Annotated in this window: 14 protein-coding genes; 8 read left to right on the top strand and 6 right to left on the bottom strand. The window is 63.0% G+C overall.

Going from position 1 to position 16,743, the window contains the following annotated elements; all coding sequences use genetic code 11:
• Positions 1-13: 13 nt before the first annotated feature.
• A complete protein-coding gene (locus tag AC0L28_RS08915) occupies positions 14-961 on the bottom strand; it encodes a LysR family transcriptional regulator (protein ID WP_287238088.1) in 948 nt (315 codons plus the stop codon).
• A gap of 139 nt (positions 962-1,100) precedes the next feature.
• Here AC0L28_RS08915 and AC0L28_RS08910 point away from each other — a divergent pair, with 139 nt between their 5' ends.
• On the top strand, positions 1,101-2,069 hold the full coding sequence (locus tag AC0L28_RS08910; RefSeq protein ID WP_128172349.1) for an MBL fold metallo-hydrolase: 969 nt from the start codon (positions 1,101-1,103) through the stop codon (positions 2,067-2,069).
• A gap of 353 nt (positions 2,070-2,422) precedes the next feature.
• Here the strand turns inward: AC0L28_RS08910 and AC0L28_RS08905 are convergent, their stop codons facing one another.
• Together AC0L28_RS08905 and AC0L28_RS08900 are read right to left on the bottom strand one after the other, a co-directional pair.
• Complete coding sequence (locus AC0L28_RS08905) at positions 2,423-3,328, bottom strand: alpha/beta hydrolase (RefSeq protein ID WP_287228580.1); 906 nt, start codon at positions 3,326-3,328, stop codon at positions 2,423-2,425.
• Between the two features lie 316 nt (positions 3,329-3,644).
• Positions 3,645-4,055, bottom strand: a complete 411-nt coding sequence (locus AC0L28_RS08900) for a DUF1761 domain-containing protein (protein WP_287175236.1) — start codon at positions 4,053-4,055, stop codon at positions 3,645-3,647.
• A 158-nt stretch (positions 4,056-4,213) separates the two neighbouring features.
• On the opposite strand from AC0L28_RS08900, the gene AC0L28_RS08895 reads away from it, so the two are divergent.
• Entirely contained in the window at positions 4,214-4,762 is a 549-nt protein-coding gene (locus tag AC0L28_RS08895; protein ID WP_287228584.1) for a TetR/AcrR family transcriptional regulator, read from the top strand.
• 132 nt (positions 4,763-4,894) lie between these two features.
• On the opposite strand, the gene AC0L28_RS08890 is transcribed toward AC0L28_RS08895, so the two are convergent.
• Positions 4,895-5,674 (bottom strand): SDR family oxidoreductase, encoded by a 780-nt coding sequence (locus AC0L28_RS08890; RefSeq protein ID WP_287228585.1) that lies wholly within the window; start codon positions 5,672-5,674, stop codon positions 4,895-4,897.
• Between the two features lie 119 nt (positions 5,675-5,793).
• On the opposite strand from AC0L28_RS08890, the gene AC0L28_RS08885 reads away from it, so the two are divergent.
• A complete protein-coding gene (locus tag AC0L28_RS08885) occupies positions 5,794-6,624 on the top strand; it encodes a UDP-2,3-diacylglucosamine diphosphatase (protein WP_023801125.1) in 831 nt (276 codons plus the stop codon).
• 237 nt (positions 6,625-6,861) lie between these two features.
• A complete protein-coding gene (locus tag AC0L28_RS08880) occupies positions 6,862-8,079 on the top strand; it encodes an MFS transporter (RefSeq protein ID WP_287228588.1) in 1,218 nt (405 codons plus the stop codon).
• Here AC0L28_RS08880 and dgcA read toward each other — a convergent pair.
• Positions 8,050-9,033: an N-acetyl-D-Glu racemase DgcA gene (gene dgcA / locus AC0L28_RS08875; protein WP_287258019.1), complete on the bottom strand. Its 984-nt coding sequence runs from the start codon at positions 9,031-9,033 to the stop codon at positions 8,050-8,052. The genes AC0L28_RS08880 and dgcA overlap by 30 nt on opposite strands.
• 100 nt (positions 9,034-9,133) lie before the next feature.
• Here dgcA and AC0L28_RS08870 point away from each other — a divergent pair, with 100 nt between their 5' ends.
• The 4 genes from AC0L28_RS08870 (at position 9,134) to AC0L28_RS08855 (ending at position 13,259) form a co-directional block, all read left to right on the top strand.
• Positions 9,134-10,321: an ABC transporter permease gene (locus AC0L28_RS08870; protein ID WP_027155114.1), complete on the top strand. Its 1,188-nt coding sequence runs from the start codon at positions 9,134-9,136 to the stop codon at positions 10,319-10,321.
• A gap of 1 nt (position 10,322) precedes the next feature.
• Positions 10,323-11,141, top strand: coding sequence for an ABC transporter ATP-binding protein (locus AC0L28_RS08865; protein ID WP_287258020.1), 819 nt, complete (start codon positions 10,323-10,325; stop codon positions 11,139-11,141).
• A 14-nt stretch (positions 11,142-11,155) separates the two neighbouring features.
• Complete coding sequence (locus tag AC0L28_RS08860; protein ID WP_473476838.1) at positions 11,156-12,529, top strand: MlaD family protein; 1,374 nt, start codon at positions 11,156-11,158, stop codon at positions 12,527-12,529.
• A gap of 115 nt (positions 12,530-12,644) precedes the next feature.
• On the top strand, positions 12,645-13,259 hold the full coding sequence (locus tag AC0L28_RS08855) for an ABC-type transport auxiliary lipoprotein family protein (RefSeq protein ID WP_413468521.1): 615 nt from the start codon (positions 12,645-12,647) through the stop codon (positions 13,257-13,259).
• A gap of 127 nt (positions 13,260-13,386) precedes the next feature.
• On the opposite strand, the gene AC0L28_RS08850 is transcribed toward AC0L28_RS08855, so the two are convergent.
• A partial coding sequence (locus tag AC0L28_RS08850) for a coiled-coil domain-containing protein (protein ID WP_473476836.1) occupies positions 13,387-16,743 on the bottom strand: 3,357 nt, incomplete at its 5' end.

Raw genomic sequence — 16,743 nt, 5'->3', positions numbered from 1 at the left:
ACAAACGTCAGCTTCACTGGGCCGGCGCCGTTTCCTTGGATGTACATGCTTTTTTGTCATCGATGAACGCACCCATCGCGGCGAGGTGGTCGGCGAAGCCGGCAACGAACCGCCTAACCTTCAACGGAATGAAGCGGTTCGATGGATAGACCGCATGCACATGGTGCGGCGCATAGTGCCAGTCCGGCAGCACATGTTCGAGCAAGCCTTCGGCGATGAGCGGATCGAGTATCACCCTGTGCCCGAGGCCGATGCCGACGCCGGACAGCAACGCCTGATGATTGAGCAGCGAATTGTCGGAGCGCATGGCCGGCCGGATTCGCACCTCGGCCTTTTCGCCGCCCGGGCCGGTGAGCGGCACGACATCGCGCTTCCTGATGTGGGCGTAAAGCAGATAATCATGGTCGGCGAGATCTTCCGGGCGTCGCGGCCGGCCCCTGCGGTCGAGATACTCTGGCGTCGCCGCAAGGCAGCGCCCGATCACGCCGAGCTTGCGCACGATCAGCCGGTCGTCATCGATGGTCCCCATACGGATCGCCACGTCGAGCCCCTCTGCGATCACATCGACGAAACTGTCGGTCAGCGCCACGTCGAGCAACAGTTCCGGATAGGCGCGCTTGAACTCGATCAGGTAGCTGCCAAGCACACCTGCGCCGAAGCTGGCCGGCGCGCCGACGGCAAGACGTCCGCACATCTTCGATTCGAGGCAGCCGACGCTGCGGTCCGCCTCCTCGAGGCGCTCGATGATGTCGCGGGCACGCTCCAGATAACGCCGGCCGGCTTCCGTCGGCGAAACATGGCGAGTCGTACGGTCAAAGAGCCGGACCCCTAGACGCTTTTCCAGTGCGCGGATCTGCTGGCTGACGGCCGGCTGGCTCAAGCCCAACTCGCGCGCTGCCGCCGAGAAGCTGGCGGTATCGCAGGCGCGTACGAAGCTGGTCAGCTCGGTCAAGCGGTCCATGATGGCAACTCTCCGTCGTGATTAATAAACAAGAATAATAAGACATATAAGGAATCGGCAAGTTCAAAAAGCTGAGCCTATGACATAGACCCGCCTTGCTCCGCCTGGAGCTCTAGATCCCCAAACTGGAGACGATGCAATGCCGCTTTCCCGCCGTCATTTTCTCGCCGGTGCCGGCCTAACCGGCGGCACTCTCCTAGCCAATGTATCCGTTCCGGCGGTGGCCCGAGCGCCGCTGGTCGACGCCGCAACGCTTGGCGCGCTGCGCAGCAACGTGGGATCGGTCCAGGTTACGGCGCTACTAGATGGCTATATCGACATTGGTTCCGAGCTGGTCATCGGGCTCGCTGAGGCCGATGCGGAGCGGCTGGCTGAGGCCAGCTTCCAGAAGCCCGGACCGCGCCGCGCACCGGTCAATGCCTATCTCATCAATCTGGGCGACCGTCTGGTGCTCGTCGACGCCGGTACGTCGGACAGCATGGGCCCGTCACTCGGCCGACTCCCGGCCGCTATCGAGGCGGCCGGCGTCTCTCCGGACCAGATCGATACATTGCTGATTACCCACATGCATCCCGACCATATCAACGGCGTGCTGACTCCCGCCGGCCAGGCGCTGTTTCCCAATGCCGAACTCGTCGTCACCGCCGCCGACTACGCCTTCTGGCACGACGATGCGAACATGAACCAGGCGCCGGACGAAGCAAAGCCGTTCTTCATCGGGGCACGCAAGGCTGCCGCCGCTTATGCGGATCGCCTGCGGCAAGTGGACGGCGAGCGCGAGGCGCTCGGCTCGATCCGCACCGTGCCGCTGCCCGGCCACACTCCGGGCCATGCCGGCTTCATCGTGGAATCGGACGGTGAGGCGCTGTTCATCTGGGGCGATGTCGTGCACATGGCGACCTACCAGTTCGCGCGCCCGGATTGGAGCATCGCCTTCGATGTCGATTCCAAGCTGGCTGCCGAAACGCGCAAGCGGACCCTCGACCGGGTCGCTGCCGACCGGATGCTGATCGCCGGCATGCATTTGCCGTTCCCCGGCATCGGCCATGTGGCGCGCGATGGCGACGCCTATCGCTTCGTGCCGGACGAATGGCCCTATGCACTGTAGCGGCGGCCGGCGCGGGAAGGGGCCATCATAGCCCCGCTGCTCAACACCACACCCGCCCCCTCGCCAGCGCAGCCGATGTCTTTGAGACTTCGGACGATAAATCGGCTCCTTATGGTCTGGCACGGCACCTGCAACGCCTGCGTTCAGAGCCGTCACTTCCTGACAAGAACGGCCGAGATGGATCGCCTCCCGGCGTTCCCAGCGGGTACCAAGCGTTAGGTACCAAAACGCGCTGACGTAGAGGCCGCCACCGCCCAGTGTGATGTCTACAACGGGTGCAGCCTGCGGAATGCTGTCATTCGTCTCGTCGATTGGGAACGAGAAAGTGGCGCCAGCAGATGCCTCACCCAGGGTTATAAATGTTCGCGGACAAACACACCCGCGCTGTGAAGAGTGCGGCGACCGGCACTCAATCCTGCATTCCAAACCGGCCAAGCGTGAATCATATACGGCCAAATTTCGAGACGTACTTTGACGTCAGCCGCGCCAGCGGCTTCCGCGAGCCGAGTTGCGTCCGACAACAGCGCCTCGGCCGAACCGACTTGTATCAGCATTGGGGGAAATCCGCCCAGATCGGCGAACAACGGCGAGATCAGGGGATCGCGCCGACCAACGCCATGGGGAACATAGGCGGTGGCCAGTTCCTCCAAATACGCCCGGTGGATGATAGGGTCGATCGCGTCCTTAGTTGATAGTGTCGCGCCGGACATCGAAAGGTCCGTCCAGGGCGAGACCAGCCAAAGACATCGCGGCAACCGCTCCCCTGCCGCGCGCAATATATTGACCAAGCACAGGGTGAGGTTGCCGCCCGCACTGTCTCCGCCAACCACGATGCGGTCCGGCGCGATCCCTTGCCGGCTCAGAAAGCGCCATGCGGTAAGTGCGTCTTCATGTTGCGCAGGGAAAGGATGTTCCGGTGCGCGTCGATAGTCGATCGCGAGGGTGCGCATTCCCATTGCTCGACCTGCCTCGGTGACCATTCGACGATGACTTTGGAGAGAGCCGGAGCAGTAGCCACCACCGTGGAAGAAGAGCAGAACCTTATCCCTGTCACTCTCAGGCGCTAGCGACCACTCTCCCTCAAGGCCGTCGAGAACCGCATCCTCGCATCGGATGTCGTCCGCAATCGGCCACACCGAACCAACCTCGTCGAGCCGCGCCCGGCGTTCGTCCCAGTCCACCGGTCGTGGCTTTGACGTCAACAACCTGCGGACGGCGTTGATCTCCGTCAGATCGAGGTGTTCGTCCACATCGCTCATTTTGCTTCCCTAGCCTCATCAAACCGGCGGACAGCAACAGCCAAACGTCATCCATAAAGTGCCAATGCCAGCGCTTGGGGAATTCGTTAGAATCGCGCCAGGGCCCGTAAACCCGCTCGTCATCTTTTAGCACTGCCCCCGCTCATGGTCGAATATTTCCATCTGATATTTGGCCGCTTCGGGTCATGAGCGCTGGTTGCGTTCAATGTCTGGTTTCGGGAAGGAAAATCGGTTCCGGAAGGTCGCGTTTGGGTCAACTTGCGCCGCAGAGCGAGCAAATCCGGATGCCTGGAACAGGTCGACAACAGCGCCTTTGTTAGCGCAACACGGTCAGGATCACGCCCATTGCCATCATGCTGACCAAGCGATAGCCGGCATTGATCGCATAATAGCGCAGAGGCCGGTGCTCATAGGTCACCGAATGCAGCAGCGTGACAGCGACGAAGCCGAGCCAGAGCAGGAAAGTGCAGAGGACGGTCGAGACGATCGTCAGCGCACCCCAGGCGTGAAGTACCTGATCGAGGATAAACGCCATGACCGCAAACGAGGCAAGGTCGACCGCAATCGCCCGCCGCAGGCCGGCGGCGAATTTCGCGCCGTCGACGCCCGACATCTCTGCCCACGGTCGGATAAAGAGCAGCGGCGAATACCAAAGCCCAGCGACAGCCCAGGCTGCGAGTACCGCAGTTCCGATCCCCCAGAGGTTTATCGGCACAAACTCGATCATGCTGCTCCTCCTTCCAGCCTACTGATTCAATGATCTGGCGGTTATATTGGGTATAGCTTACTATATCCAATATGAATGACAATTCAAAGACCCGCAGGCGCTACGACGCACGGCTACGGTCGGAGCGTGCTTCCGGCACGCGCCAACGCATTCTCAATGTGGCGAAAGAGCTTTTTACTGCGCGCGGAGTGGAAAAGGTCACGATTAATGACATCTCATCAGCCGCCGGTGTTTCGGCACCGACCGTCTATGCCCTGTTCCAGTCGAAGACCGGCATTCTAAGAGCCGTGGTCGACCGTTCCTTCTTCGGCCCGCGCTATGCGGAGATAGCTAAGCAGGCCGAGAACGGGAGAGACCCCGAGGAAATTCTGCGTATTACTGCCTCGATCTCTCGGGTCATCCTTGATGCTGAACGTGAGGAGATCGGCCTTATGCGAGGCGTCTCGGCCCTGTCTCCCGAGCTGAAGGCGATCGAGACGGAGTTGGAGACCGTCCGCTTCAAGCTCCAGGAAGCGCGTGCCAACCTTCTCGTCGCATCCGTCACTGTCGCGCGCCAACTCGGCTTAGCCCGCGTGCGCGACATCCTATGGATGTATACCGGCCGCGACGTATATCGCATGCTCGTGTTGGAGCGGGGTTGGTCTTCGGACGAATATGAAAGCTGGCTCGCCGAGACGCTGATCAAGACGCTGATGGGGCGAGACTAGTCGCACTCTCATCAGAGCGTGGAGGCGGATCAGGGGCGGCCGCAGCAAGCCTCGGGATCCGTCGTGAAAGACGGTCGGAAAAACATCCTTTTTCTCGCCGCTCCCAGCCGCTATCAACCCTGGATTCTGCCACTAGAACGCGCTGACGTAGAGGCCGCCATCCACCGGTATGTTCTGCCCGGTCAGGTAGCCGGCGTGAACCGAGCACAGGAAGGCGCAAATCTGGCCGAATTCCTCCGGCGTGCCGAGCCGCTTGGCCGGAATGTTGACTGCTGCCTGGGCCTTGCGTGCGGCGGCAGCAGCCGGATCTTCCGGTGTGCCGGCTTCATGCGGGGGACGCAGCCGGTCGGTGTCGAGCTTGCCCGGCAGCATGTTGTTGATCGTCACATTGCGGTCGATCACCGTCCGCGCGACGCCGGCCAGGAACGAGGTCAGGCCGGCGCGCGCGCCCGACGACAGATCGAGGCCGGGAATGGGAACATAGACCGACAGCGAGGTGATGTTGACGATGCGGCCGAAGCCGCGCTCGGCCATGCCGTCGATCACAGCCTGAACCAGCTCGACAGGGGTCACCATGTTCTGGGTGACGCCTTCGAGGATCTTTTCGCGGTCGAGCTCGCGGAAATCGCGAAGCGGCGGTCCGCCATTGTTGTTGACGAGGATATCGGGATCGGGACAGGCGGCAAGCAGCGCCTTCTGCACCTCGGGCTTCGACACATTGCCCACGATCTCGGTCACCTCAACGCCGAATCTTTCGCGCAGTTCGGCGGCGGTCTTGGCCAGTTGGTCGGCGTTGCGCCCGTTGACGACCAGATCACAGCCCGCTTCGGCCAGCGCCATGGCGCAACCGCGCCCAAGGCCTTTGCTCGAAGCACAGACGATGGCCTTTTTTCCGCGAATACCGAGATCCATGGCGATTTCTCCTCTGATTTGGGTCGCAACCTACTCTTGCGGCTGGACCAATCGCAACCGTCATACGGTTGTTGCATGAATCGAGGCATAGCCTGTTCGGAAGCAACGGTGAGAATCCAATGCCTGGCGCAGAGCCCCGCACATTCCGCAGCATGTTCATCTCCGACGTCCATCTCGGATCGAAGGCGGCGAAGGCCGAGTTCCTGATCGATTTCCTGCGCCATCACGACGCCGATATCATCTATCTCGTCGGCGACATCGTCGACGGCTGGCGGCTCAGACGGAACTGGCACTGGCCGCAAAGCCACAATGACGTCGTCCAGAAATTGCTGCGCAAGGCGCGCAAGGGCGCCAGCATCACCTACATCGCCGGCAATCACGACGAATTCGCGCGCCAGTTCCAGGGCGTGCATTTCGGCGGCATCGTCGTCGCCGACCGCGTCGTCCACGAGACTGCCAACGGCAAACGCTTTCTCGTCATCCATGGCGACCAGTTCGACACCGTCGTCCACAATGCGCGCTGGTTGGCCTATCTCGGCGACTACGCCTATGATGCGGCGATGCTGGTCAACCGCGTGGTGACGCGGCTTCGCCAGCTGCTTGGCCTGCCTTACTGGTCGTTTTCGTCCTGGGCCAAGGTCAACGTCAAGAAGGCGGTGAATTTCATCGGCTCGTTCCAGACCATGCTGACCGAGGAAGCGCGCCGCTCGCATGTCGACGGCGTGATCTGCGGCCACATCCACCATGCCGCGATCGAAAATTATGAGGACGTGCAATACATCAACACCGGTGACTGGGTGGAGAGCTGCACCGCAGTGGTCGAGCATTTCGACGGCCAGATGGAGATCCTGCACTGGGCGCACGTCCTGCCGGAGGCTCCGGTCGGCGGCGAAGTGCTGGTGCCGATCGACATCGTCGCCATCAAGGGCAGGGCAGTCCAGGCTGCCTGACGCGATGATGCGTTTATGCATGTCGCGCAAAAGCATGCCCTCGGGCCTGACACGAGGGTGTGCAGCGGTTTTGCGATAACGACATACATAAAACAAGAACCTAAAGCGCGTCGCATGAGGCGGTCAAACGCGACGCGCTTTAGCGCAGCGGTTTCATCGCTTTTTTTGCCATGTTATGGGATCGGCGTGCGTTGGCTGGCCGGCCGGTCGAATGCTGCGCCGACGGATTGCCTGCTGATGTCCTCCCTGCCGCCGCTTTTACTCGAACAACTCGTCAAGCCGCGTCAGTTCGAGCTGCGCATGGGCCTGATCTTCTTCACGCTTTTCGTGCCGCTCGGGATACATTTGCCGTACTTTCCGCTGTGGCTGCAGGCAAACGGTTTTGATGCCGAGCAGATAGCGATCATTCTCGCGGCACCGATGTTCCTGCGCGTGGTGACGACGCCATGGCTTACGGCACTGGCCGACAGGGCGAGCGACCGCGCCCATGTCTATGTCGCGCTGACGGCCGCATCGCTGGCGCTGTCCGCCGGTTATTTCCTGACGCCGACCTATGCCATGGTGCTGGCCGTTTCGCTGGCGCTCACCGTCGCCTGGACGCCGCATTCGCCGATCGCCGATTCGCTGGCGCTGTCGGGGGTGCGCCGCTTCGGCTCGAATTATGCCAACATGCGCAAATGGGGATCGATCTCCTATCTGTGCGCAAATCTTGCCGGCGGTTTTATCCTGTCGGCGACCGGCGCCCAGGCAGTTCCGGTGATCATCTTCGTGGCGTTTGGCGCCGCACTTGTCGTCGCACTGATCGCGCCGCGGCTCGGCCGTCCCCGCCGTGCCTCGCCGCTTTCGGCTGCCGACATCCAGCAGTCGGCGCCAAAACTCCTCAACGGCTATTTCCTGTATTTCTCCGTCGGCGTCGGCGTCATCACCGCCAGCCACGCGTTCTTCTACGGCTTCGTCTCGATCTACTGGAAATCGATCGGCATCGGCGACTCTGTGGTCGGGCTGCTTTGGGGTTGGGGTGTCCTGGCCGAGATCGGCATGTTCATGATCTTTACTCGGGTTTTCGGTTCCTTCTCGGTCGTATCGATCATGGTGATGGCGGGAATAGGCGCGATCGTGCGCTGGATTGCCTTTCCCTTGATCTGGCCGCTTGGCCTTGGCGTAGGTGGGTTTTTCGCAGTCCAGACGCTGCACGCGGTCTCGGTGGCGCTGGTGCTGATCGGCCTGCAGAAAATGATCGGTGAGACGGTCGCGGAGGAACGCACCGGGGCCGCGCAAGGCATCGCCTATTTCTCCAACGGCTTTTTCACCGCTGTGGTGACGCTCCTGTGCGGCCCGCTTTACGACCGCTTCGGCGTCGACGGCTTTTTTGCCATGATCCCGATCGCCCTGGTCGGCCTTGTGCTGATCGGGCTTGCGGCGCGTTCAGCCCCACAGCACCGGATCGGGCGGTGACACCAGCGAACCTTGGTAGACAAGGCCAGGCGCACGGTCGCGGGCCAGCAGCAGTGGACCGTCGAGATCGACGAAATCGGCATCCTGGGCCAACAGCACCGCCGGCGCCATGGCCAATGACGTGCCGACCATGCAGCCGACCATGACGCCAAAACCCAGTTCGCGGGCGCGATCGCGAAGGACGAGGGCAGCGGTCAAGCCGCCTGACTTGTCGAGCTTGATGTTGACGCCATCGTAAAGGCCGACAAGCGAGGCAAGGTCTTTAGCCTCATGCAGGCTTTCATCGGCGCAGATCGGCACCGGATGGGCGATGTTGCGAAGGATGCCATCACGGCCCGCCGGCAGCGGCTGTTCGATCAGCGCGATGCCGTGCTCGGCGGCAAAGGCCAGGTTTGCAACGATGTTGTCGTCGCTCCAGCCCTCATTGGCGTCCAGGATGATGCGGCTCGCCGGTGCCGCCTCCCTGACCGCGCGGATGCGGGCCATGTCGTTGTCGCCGCCGATCTTGACCTTGAGAAGCGGGCGCAGGGCATTGGCGCGGGCCTGGGCTGCCATGGCTTCGGGCTCGCCGAGCGACAGCGTGTAAGCCGTTTCGAGCGCCCTCGGCGGCGCCGTGCAGATGCTGGAAGCCACCGGCTTGCCTGCGATCTTCGCCTCCAGGTCCCATAGCGCGCAGTCGACGGCGTTGCGCGCCGCGCCCGCCGGCATGGCGTCGAGCAGCGCGGCCCGGCTGATGCCGTCTTGAACCTGCTCCCGCATCGCCTCGATCGCATCGCGCACACCCTCGATGGTTTCGCCATAGCGTTTGTAGGGGACGCATTCGCCGCGCCCGCTCTGGCCGTCCTCGCGGATCGTCACTGTGACGACCTCGGCTTCGGTTTTCGAACCGCGCGAGATGGTGAAGGTCCCGGCGATGGCAAAGCGCTCGGACTCGACCGAAATGACACGCGCCATATTTTTCTGCTCCGGCTGTGCGACAACAAGCTTGTCGGCAAATCGACAGGTGGGTTCTGTCAGGTTAAACAGATCGGCCCGTCAGGCTAAACAGGACGCCATGTTGACGATCCGCAAACGCGACGCAAGCGGCACGACCGCCAAGGAGGCCGACCACCAGCCGCGCGTTGTGGTCGGCGAGGACGGCGGCGTCCTCGGCTGCGCTTTCTCCGGCACCTGGACGACACGCACCGTGGCGCTCGTCGATGCCGAGATGCGCAAGATCGAGCAACGCAGCGGCTTTCAGACATTGGCGCTCGACCTCTCGCATATCGAGAAGATGGACACCGCCGGGGCCTGGGTGATCGACCGTCTGGTTAGCGCCTTCGAAAAGCAGGGTGTGAAAATCACGATGCAGGGGCAAAGCGAGGTTGCCTCGATCCTGCTCGGCGCCGTCGGCGACGCTGTTCGACGCGAACCTGATTCCGGCATCGTTGGGCCGCCGAACATCGTCATTCGCGCGCTCGAGGCGGTTGGCCGCCGCGTCTATGAGATGCGTGACGATTTCCTGGCCGCGATGAACATACTGGGCGCCACGATACGCGGCGCGCAGATGAAGCTTGGCCGCGGCCATGCGGTCAATCCGGCGGCGATCTTCAACCAGATGGACCGCATGGGCGTCGGCGCCATCCCGGTGGTTGTGCTGATGTCGGCCATCGTCGGGGCGATCGTCGCCCAGCAAGGCGCCTATCAGCTCAGCTATTTCGGCGCCGATATCTTCGTCGTCGACCTTGTCGGCGTGCTGATCCTGCGCGAGCTCGGCGTGCTGATGACTGCGATCATGATCGCCGGCCGTTCGGGCAGCGCCATCACGGCTGAAATCGGCTCGATGAAAATGCGCGAGGAGGTCGACGCGCTGAAGGTCATCGGGCTCAATCCGATCGGCGTTCTGGTGTTTCCGCGGCTGGTCGCGCTGGTGATCGCACTGCCTTGCCTGACGATCATTGCCAATTTCGCCGCACTCGGCGGCGGCATACTGGCGGCATGGCTCTACTCCGACATCGCACCGGCCGCCTTCATCGACCGGCTGCGCGTTGCCATCGATCTCAGCACCATCTTTGCCGGGCTGATCAAGGCGCCGTTCATGGCCATGATCATCGGCACGATCGCCTCGGTCGAAGGCATGAAGGTCGGCGGCAGCGCCGAATCGCTCGGGCAGCACGTGACTGCTTCGGTGGTGAAGTCGATCTTCGTGGTGATCATCCTCGACGGGCTTTTCGCCATGTTCTACGCAGCGATCGAGTTCTGACATGGCGCTGCTTGGCACAAAGCCGACCACGACTACGCAAAGGGCCGACGAGGAGGAGATCGTGCTTTCTGCGCACGACGTCACCGTCTCCTTCGGCGACAACGTCATTCTCGATAAATTGTCGCTCCATATCCGGCGTGGCGAAATTCTCGGCTTCGTCGGCGCCTCCGGCGCCGGCAAGTCGGTTCTGCTGCGCACCATTCTCGGCCTGGTGCACAAGCAGTCGGGAACGATCAAGCTGTTCGGCGTCGATGTCGAAAAGGCGAGCGAGAGGGAGCGCCTTCGCATCGACATGCGCCTTGGCGTCCTCTTTCAGCACGGCGCGCTGTTTTCGGCGCTCACGGTGCTCGAAAACGTGCAGGTGCCGATGCGCGAATATCTCGATCTGCCGAAAAAGCTGATGGACGAGTTGGCGATGCTCAAGGTCGAACTGGTCGGGTTGCCGCCGGATGCGGCGCAGAAATTCCCGTCCGAGCTTTCCGGCGGCATGATCAAGCGTGCGGCGCTGGCGCGCGCGCTGGCGCTCGACCCCGACATCGTGTTCCTGGACGAGCCGACATCCGGCCTCGATCCGATCAGCGCGGCTGAGTTCGACGAACTGGTCGTCAAGCTGCGCGATACCATGGATCTGACCGTATACATGGTCACGCACGATCTCGACACGCTGTTCACCGCTTGTGATCGGGTGGCCGTGCTCGGCAACAAGAAAGTGCTGGTCGAAGGCACGATCGACGACATGCTCAAGAGCGAGGAACCCTGGGTGAAATCCTATTTTCGCGGAAAACGTGCGCGGCAACTTGATCTTGCGGCCCGCGCGTAGCCATAAGTGGATAAATGGAAACCAGAGCCAACTACGTCATTGTCGGCATTTTCACGCTAGCCGCGATCCTGGCGGCATTCGCGTTCGTCTATTGGACGGCCGCGATCGGCGACAGGGGTGAGACGGCGATGCTGCGGGTGCGCATTCCGGGATCGGCTTCCGGCCTTGGCCGCGGCAGTTTCGTGCTGTTCAACGGCGTCAGGGTCGGGGATGTCAGGCGCGTCTATATCGACCCCGCCAATCCGAACGACGCCATAGCCGAAGCGGAAGTAGGCCGCACGACGCCAATCACCAAATCGACGCAGGCCGATATCGGGATCGTCAGCCTTGCCGGCCAAGCGAGTATCGAGCTCAGGGGCGCTGACCCCAAGGAGGTCAACCTTCTCGACCAGGCGGAGCAGGAGGGCCGCGTCGCCGAGATCGTCGCCAACCCGTCGGCGGTCACCAACCTGTTGCAGACGGCGCAGAACATCTTCACCCGCGCCGATACGGTTCTCTCCCAGCTCGAAGGCTTCACCAGCGACGTTCGCGGGCCGCTGACGCAGACCGTCAACAATGTGCAGACCTTCTCCGATGCGCTGGCCAAGAACTCTGACGGCATCGACAAATTCCTCGCCAGCGTCAGTTCGCTGTCGGAGGAACTGAGGGGCGTCTCGGGCAAGCTTGACGGCACGCTGAAGGCGGCGGAAGGGCTGCTCAACGCCGTCGACAAGGATCAGATCAAGAGTATTGTCGCCAACGTCGATACGGTGACCGAGAACCTGAAGGAAACCAGCAAGCAGTTCGACACGGTCGTCAGGAATGTCGACACCGCGGTGGGGTCGATCAACGATTTCGCCCAAAGGACGCAAGGCACGCTGGCCAAGGTCGACGGCGTTCTCGACGGCATCGATCCGGCACAGGTCCGCACCGCGCTGGCCAACATCCAGAAGGCCAGCGAAAACGCCAACGAGGCTGCCGCCGACATCGCCAAGGTGACCAACAAATTCGCCAACCGGGCCGACGATATCGACCAGACGATCAAGGACGCGCAGCAGTTCGCGGAGCGCCTCAACGACGCTTCGGTGCGTGTCGACGGCATCCTCGTCAAGGTCGATACATTGCTCGGCTCAGGCCAGGCCGACGGCATGATAGCCGATGCCAGGAATACCCTGAAATCGTTCAAGCAGGTCGCCGACACGCTGAACGCCCGCCTCGGCACCATCACCGACAATCTGGCGCGATTCTCCGGCCAGGGCCTGCAGGACGTCGAAGCGCTGGTCCAAGACAGCCGTCGCTCGATCAACCGCATCGAAGAGGCGGTAACGGATCTCAGCCGCAATCCGCAGCGAATCCTGTCAGGCGGCGAAGGTGAGGTTCGGCAATTCGATGGCAGGGTGCGGCGTTGACTTCGGCTTTCGCCGGCCCCAAGAACGGCAGGCAAGTACGCTGCGGGTGCGATTTGCTCATTCGATTCGGGGACAACGGGGATCGCGTGTGAAGTCGGTCGTGCTTAAATTGGGCGTGCTTAGATTGGGCGGAGTCAAAGCGGGCGGGCCCACTGCGGGTGTGGCATTGCTTGCGCTTTCGCTGGCCGGCTGCGCGTTTTTGCCGGGCGGCGGGCCGGCGCCCCTGGACACATTCGAACTGTCGGCGCCGTCGCTCGATGCGCGCGGCCGCGGCCGCCAACAAATCCTCATCGCCCAGCCTTCCGCGCTCAAGGCGCTGGACAGCCAGAACATCGTCATCAAGCCGTCGGTGCGCTCGATCCAGTACCTCAAGGGAGCGCAATGGGCCGACCGGCTGCCGCTGATCGTGCAGGCGCGGCTGGCCGAGACATTCCAGCGCTCGGGCAGTTTCGCCGGCGTCGGCAAGCCGGGCGAGGGCCTGGCGATCGACTATCAGGTGATCGTCGAGGTCCGTTCCTTCGAAGTCCGCGTCGACGGCGGCCAACACGCCGAGGTCGAGCTGTTCGTGCGGATATTGAACGACCGCAATGGCGAGGTGCGCGCCTCCAAGAGCTTCAACGCGACCGCGCCCGTCTCCGGCAGCGGCAACCAGGCCTATGTCGATGCGCTCGACAGGGCGTTCGGCGATGCCGCCAAGGACATCGTCCGCTGGACCGATTCGGTGATCTGACCACAGCCGGAACGGCCGGGCACTCAATTGTCGCTGCCAACGCCGGTAACGATGTGAAATTCAAATCCGAAGCGATTGCCCTAAAAGACGGGAGTTTCCCGCCTTTTTCTGTTCGCTTATCGTCTGATCAATGCAGGCGGCCACTGGCGTGGGCAAGCATCGTATAGACCTTGCCGGTGTCCGACGTCAGGTAGGTCTGCGCCATCATGTTGTCGCGGTCGTTGCGCGAGACGTCCTTGAGCAGCTTTTCGAAGTCGTCGCAGTAACGGTCGACGGCGGCGCGGAATTCCGCCTCCATTTGATACTTGCGGCGAATCTCGTCGAACGTCTGCTGGCCCTTCAGCGTGTAGAGACGCCGGGTGAACACGTCACGCTCGCCGCTCCGGTAGCGGTTCCACAGTTCGATCGAGGCGTCGTGATCGATGGCGCGAGCGATGTCGACGGAAAGCGAGTTGAGCGACTCCACGACATGAAGCGGCGAGCGCTGGGCAGGGGCCGTCGAGCGTGGCGCTTCCGAAGGTGCCGCCGGCTTGGCGGCCTCTTCGCGCGACGCCCCGGTCAAGAGATCGCGCACCCAGCCGCCTTGCGGCGCACGGCCATTGGGGTCGCGCTGGCGCGGCGCCGTCTCCGGCGGGCGTTCCAGGTCGCCGCGCAGTGTGGTGTCACCCGACGGCGCCTGCGGGGCAAGGGGTTCCGGGGCCGGAGGCCGGCGTAGCGGCTCAGTCGCGCGCGGGGCAGGCGTCTGCTGTGCTGGACGCAGGTTGCGCGGCTCGGAGGAGTCGGTGCTGCGGCCAGATTTCGCAACGATGTCAGAGAGTTCCTTCAGCGCGTTGATCTGCTCGGAAACGGCACGGCGGATGGCCGTGGTCGATTCCTTTGCCTCTTCCGGCATCTCGATGACACCCTTCTTGAGCTCGGCGCGGGTAAGGTCGAGCTCGCTCTTGATCGAGCTGGCGGTGCGTCGCATCTCCTCGGTCGCGTCGGCAAAGCGCTTGGTTGCCGAATCGACGACGTCGGCAATGGAGGTACGGATCTTGTCCGCCGACTCCAGCGTCTTGCCTTCGGCGTTCTGCAACGTCTGGCCGACCAGATCCTCGAACGAGCGCATGACTTTTTCGAGATCCTCCGACTTCTTGACCAGGCCGACGGCGAGGTCCTCCAGCGACGACTGCCTTTCCAGCGTGTGTTCGAGGTTGCTCTGGGCCGAGCTCAACAGGTCCGAAGCACTGGACAGCAACCGGCTGTGCTCGTCGAACTTGGTGGCGATCGAGGCAACCTCGCGCAAGGTCGAGGATGACAGCTCGGTAAGCCGTGTCGTGTTCGAATCGACCAGACGCGCCGAGCTGGCAAAAGTCTGCGCGGCTTTTTCCGTTGTCGCCGCAAAGCTTTGCGTGCTGCCGGTCAGGCGTTCGTCGACCTGGCCGAGATTGGCCGCCGCCTGTTCGATCAGCTGGCCGAGCTGTGCGCTCGAGGTGCTCATGCGGCCGATGAGATCGGCGACGCTGTCGGCAAGCGTCGAGCGCGCCCCTTCGACGGCCGACAATGTTTCGGCCGTGCGGCTGGCGAGCGCGTCGACCAAGGCGGCGTTTTCGCTGCGCAGCTTCTCGGTGGCGCGTTCGGTCACCTCTTCCATGCTCTTTTGCAATTCCGAGCCGCCGTGGGCGAAGCGCTCGACCAGAGGCCGTGCCGTTTCGTCAAGGATTTTCGAGATCTCGGCCGAACGTGCCGCAAGCATGGTGTTGAGTTCGCGGGTGTTGGTGCCGATGGTCTTGGCGGCGTCGTTGGTGCTCTGGCCGATATGCTGGCCGACCGCAGTGAAGGTTTCGGCGATCGAGTTGGCGCGCGAAATGAGCTGCGCCTCAGCGGTCGAAACCTGCTCGTTGAGCTTCTGGCCTATCGTTTCGGTGGTGTTGACCAGACGGTTTTCGACGCCGGCAACCTGTTCCTCGACGCGAGCCGCCGCGGCCGCCGCGCTGGAGGCCAGGCGCTCGTCGGCGCCCGCGAGCGCCTGCTCGATCTCACGGGCGTGGACGGCCAGGTCCTGCCCGGTCTGCTTTGCACGTTCGGCAACCCGCTGCTCGGTGCTGGCGAAGGCCCCGACGATGTTGTCGGCATGTTCTCCGATCGTCGACGTGCTGTCGGCGATACGCGACACCAGGCGGTGATCCGCCTCATCGAAGATGCGGGCGATCTCGGACGCGCGGGCCGACAACGCTTCCGAACCTTCGGCGATGCGCGAGATCAGCTGTTGGTCGGCAGCATCGAAAATGCGGCCAAGGTCCGATGCACGCGCTGCGAGCGCTTCGGCCGATTCGCCGATGCGCACGCTGAGCCGTTCGTCGGCGCCTTCGAAATTGCGCAGGATGTCGCCGGCGCGTTCCGCCAGCGACTGTGCCGTTTCGACCGCGCGGGCAACCAGCTTCTGGTCCGCCGCATCGAATGTACCGGCGATCTCGCTGGCACGGGCAGCCAGCTGGTCGGCCGTTTCCTGGGCGCGCGCCAGCAACGAGTTCGAGGTGTCGTCGACGCGGGCCATGATTGCGCTCGATGCACCCTCCGCCCGGGCAACGAGCGCGGTTGACGTGTCTTCGGCACGTGCGGCGAGGCGGCGATCCGCTTCCTCGAAGGTGCGTGCGATATCCTCCGCCCTGGCGAGCAGGGCAGCAGAGGTCTGCTCCGCCCGTTCGGCGATCTTGCGATCGGCGTCACTGAAAGCCGCACCTGCCTGCTCATGCAGTGCGCTGGTGACTTCCATGACCTTTTCGCGCAGCGCTCCGGCAACGAAGACGGCGCTCTTTTCGAGCACGCTGCGGACGTTGTCGACCCCGGTCGACAGCGCGCGCTCCATGGTCCCGGCACGCTCCTCGATGATGCCGGTCTGGCGGCTGAACGCCTGCTCGATCTTTTCGACGTCGGCGGCAATGGCGTCCGAGATGTCGGTGCTCCTGGCGGCGATCTGGTCGATATGGCCGGACAGGGAACGGTCGACTTCCTTGCGCGTGTCGGCGAGCTTGGAGAGGTCGTCCTCCAGCGCACGGGTCAGCGCGTCGCGGCCTTCGGTCAGCTTGCCGACGTGCCCGGCGATGATGTCGTCTATGTCGCTGCGGCTCGCTGCAATTTTCTGCAGGTCTGCTTCCAGCGCACGTCTGAGGATGTCGCGGCCTTCGGCCAGCTTCTCGACCTGGCCGGAAACCAGCCCGTCGATGCTCGACCGGCTTTCCGCCAGCTTGGCGAGATCGTCTTCGAGCGCCTTGGACAGGATTGAGCGGTCCTGGATGAGCTTCTCGGCGTGGCTGTTCACAAGACCGTTGACGCTGCCGAGGTCGGCCTCCAGCGCCCGCGCAAACTCTGCGCGATTGTCGGTCAGCTGCTGAGACTGGTCGGCGACGACACCCTTGATGGTGTTGAGGTCTGCTTCCAGCGCACGTCTGAGGATGTCGCGGCCTTCGGCCAGCTTCTCGACCTGGCCGGAAACCAGCCCGTC

The organism is Mesorhizobium sp. WSM4847 (assembly GCF_055811335.1).
Note: the sequence above shows the minus strand (reverse complement) of the source record. Positions and strands in the feature narration are given on the sequence as shown.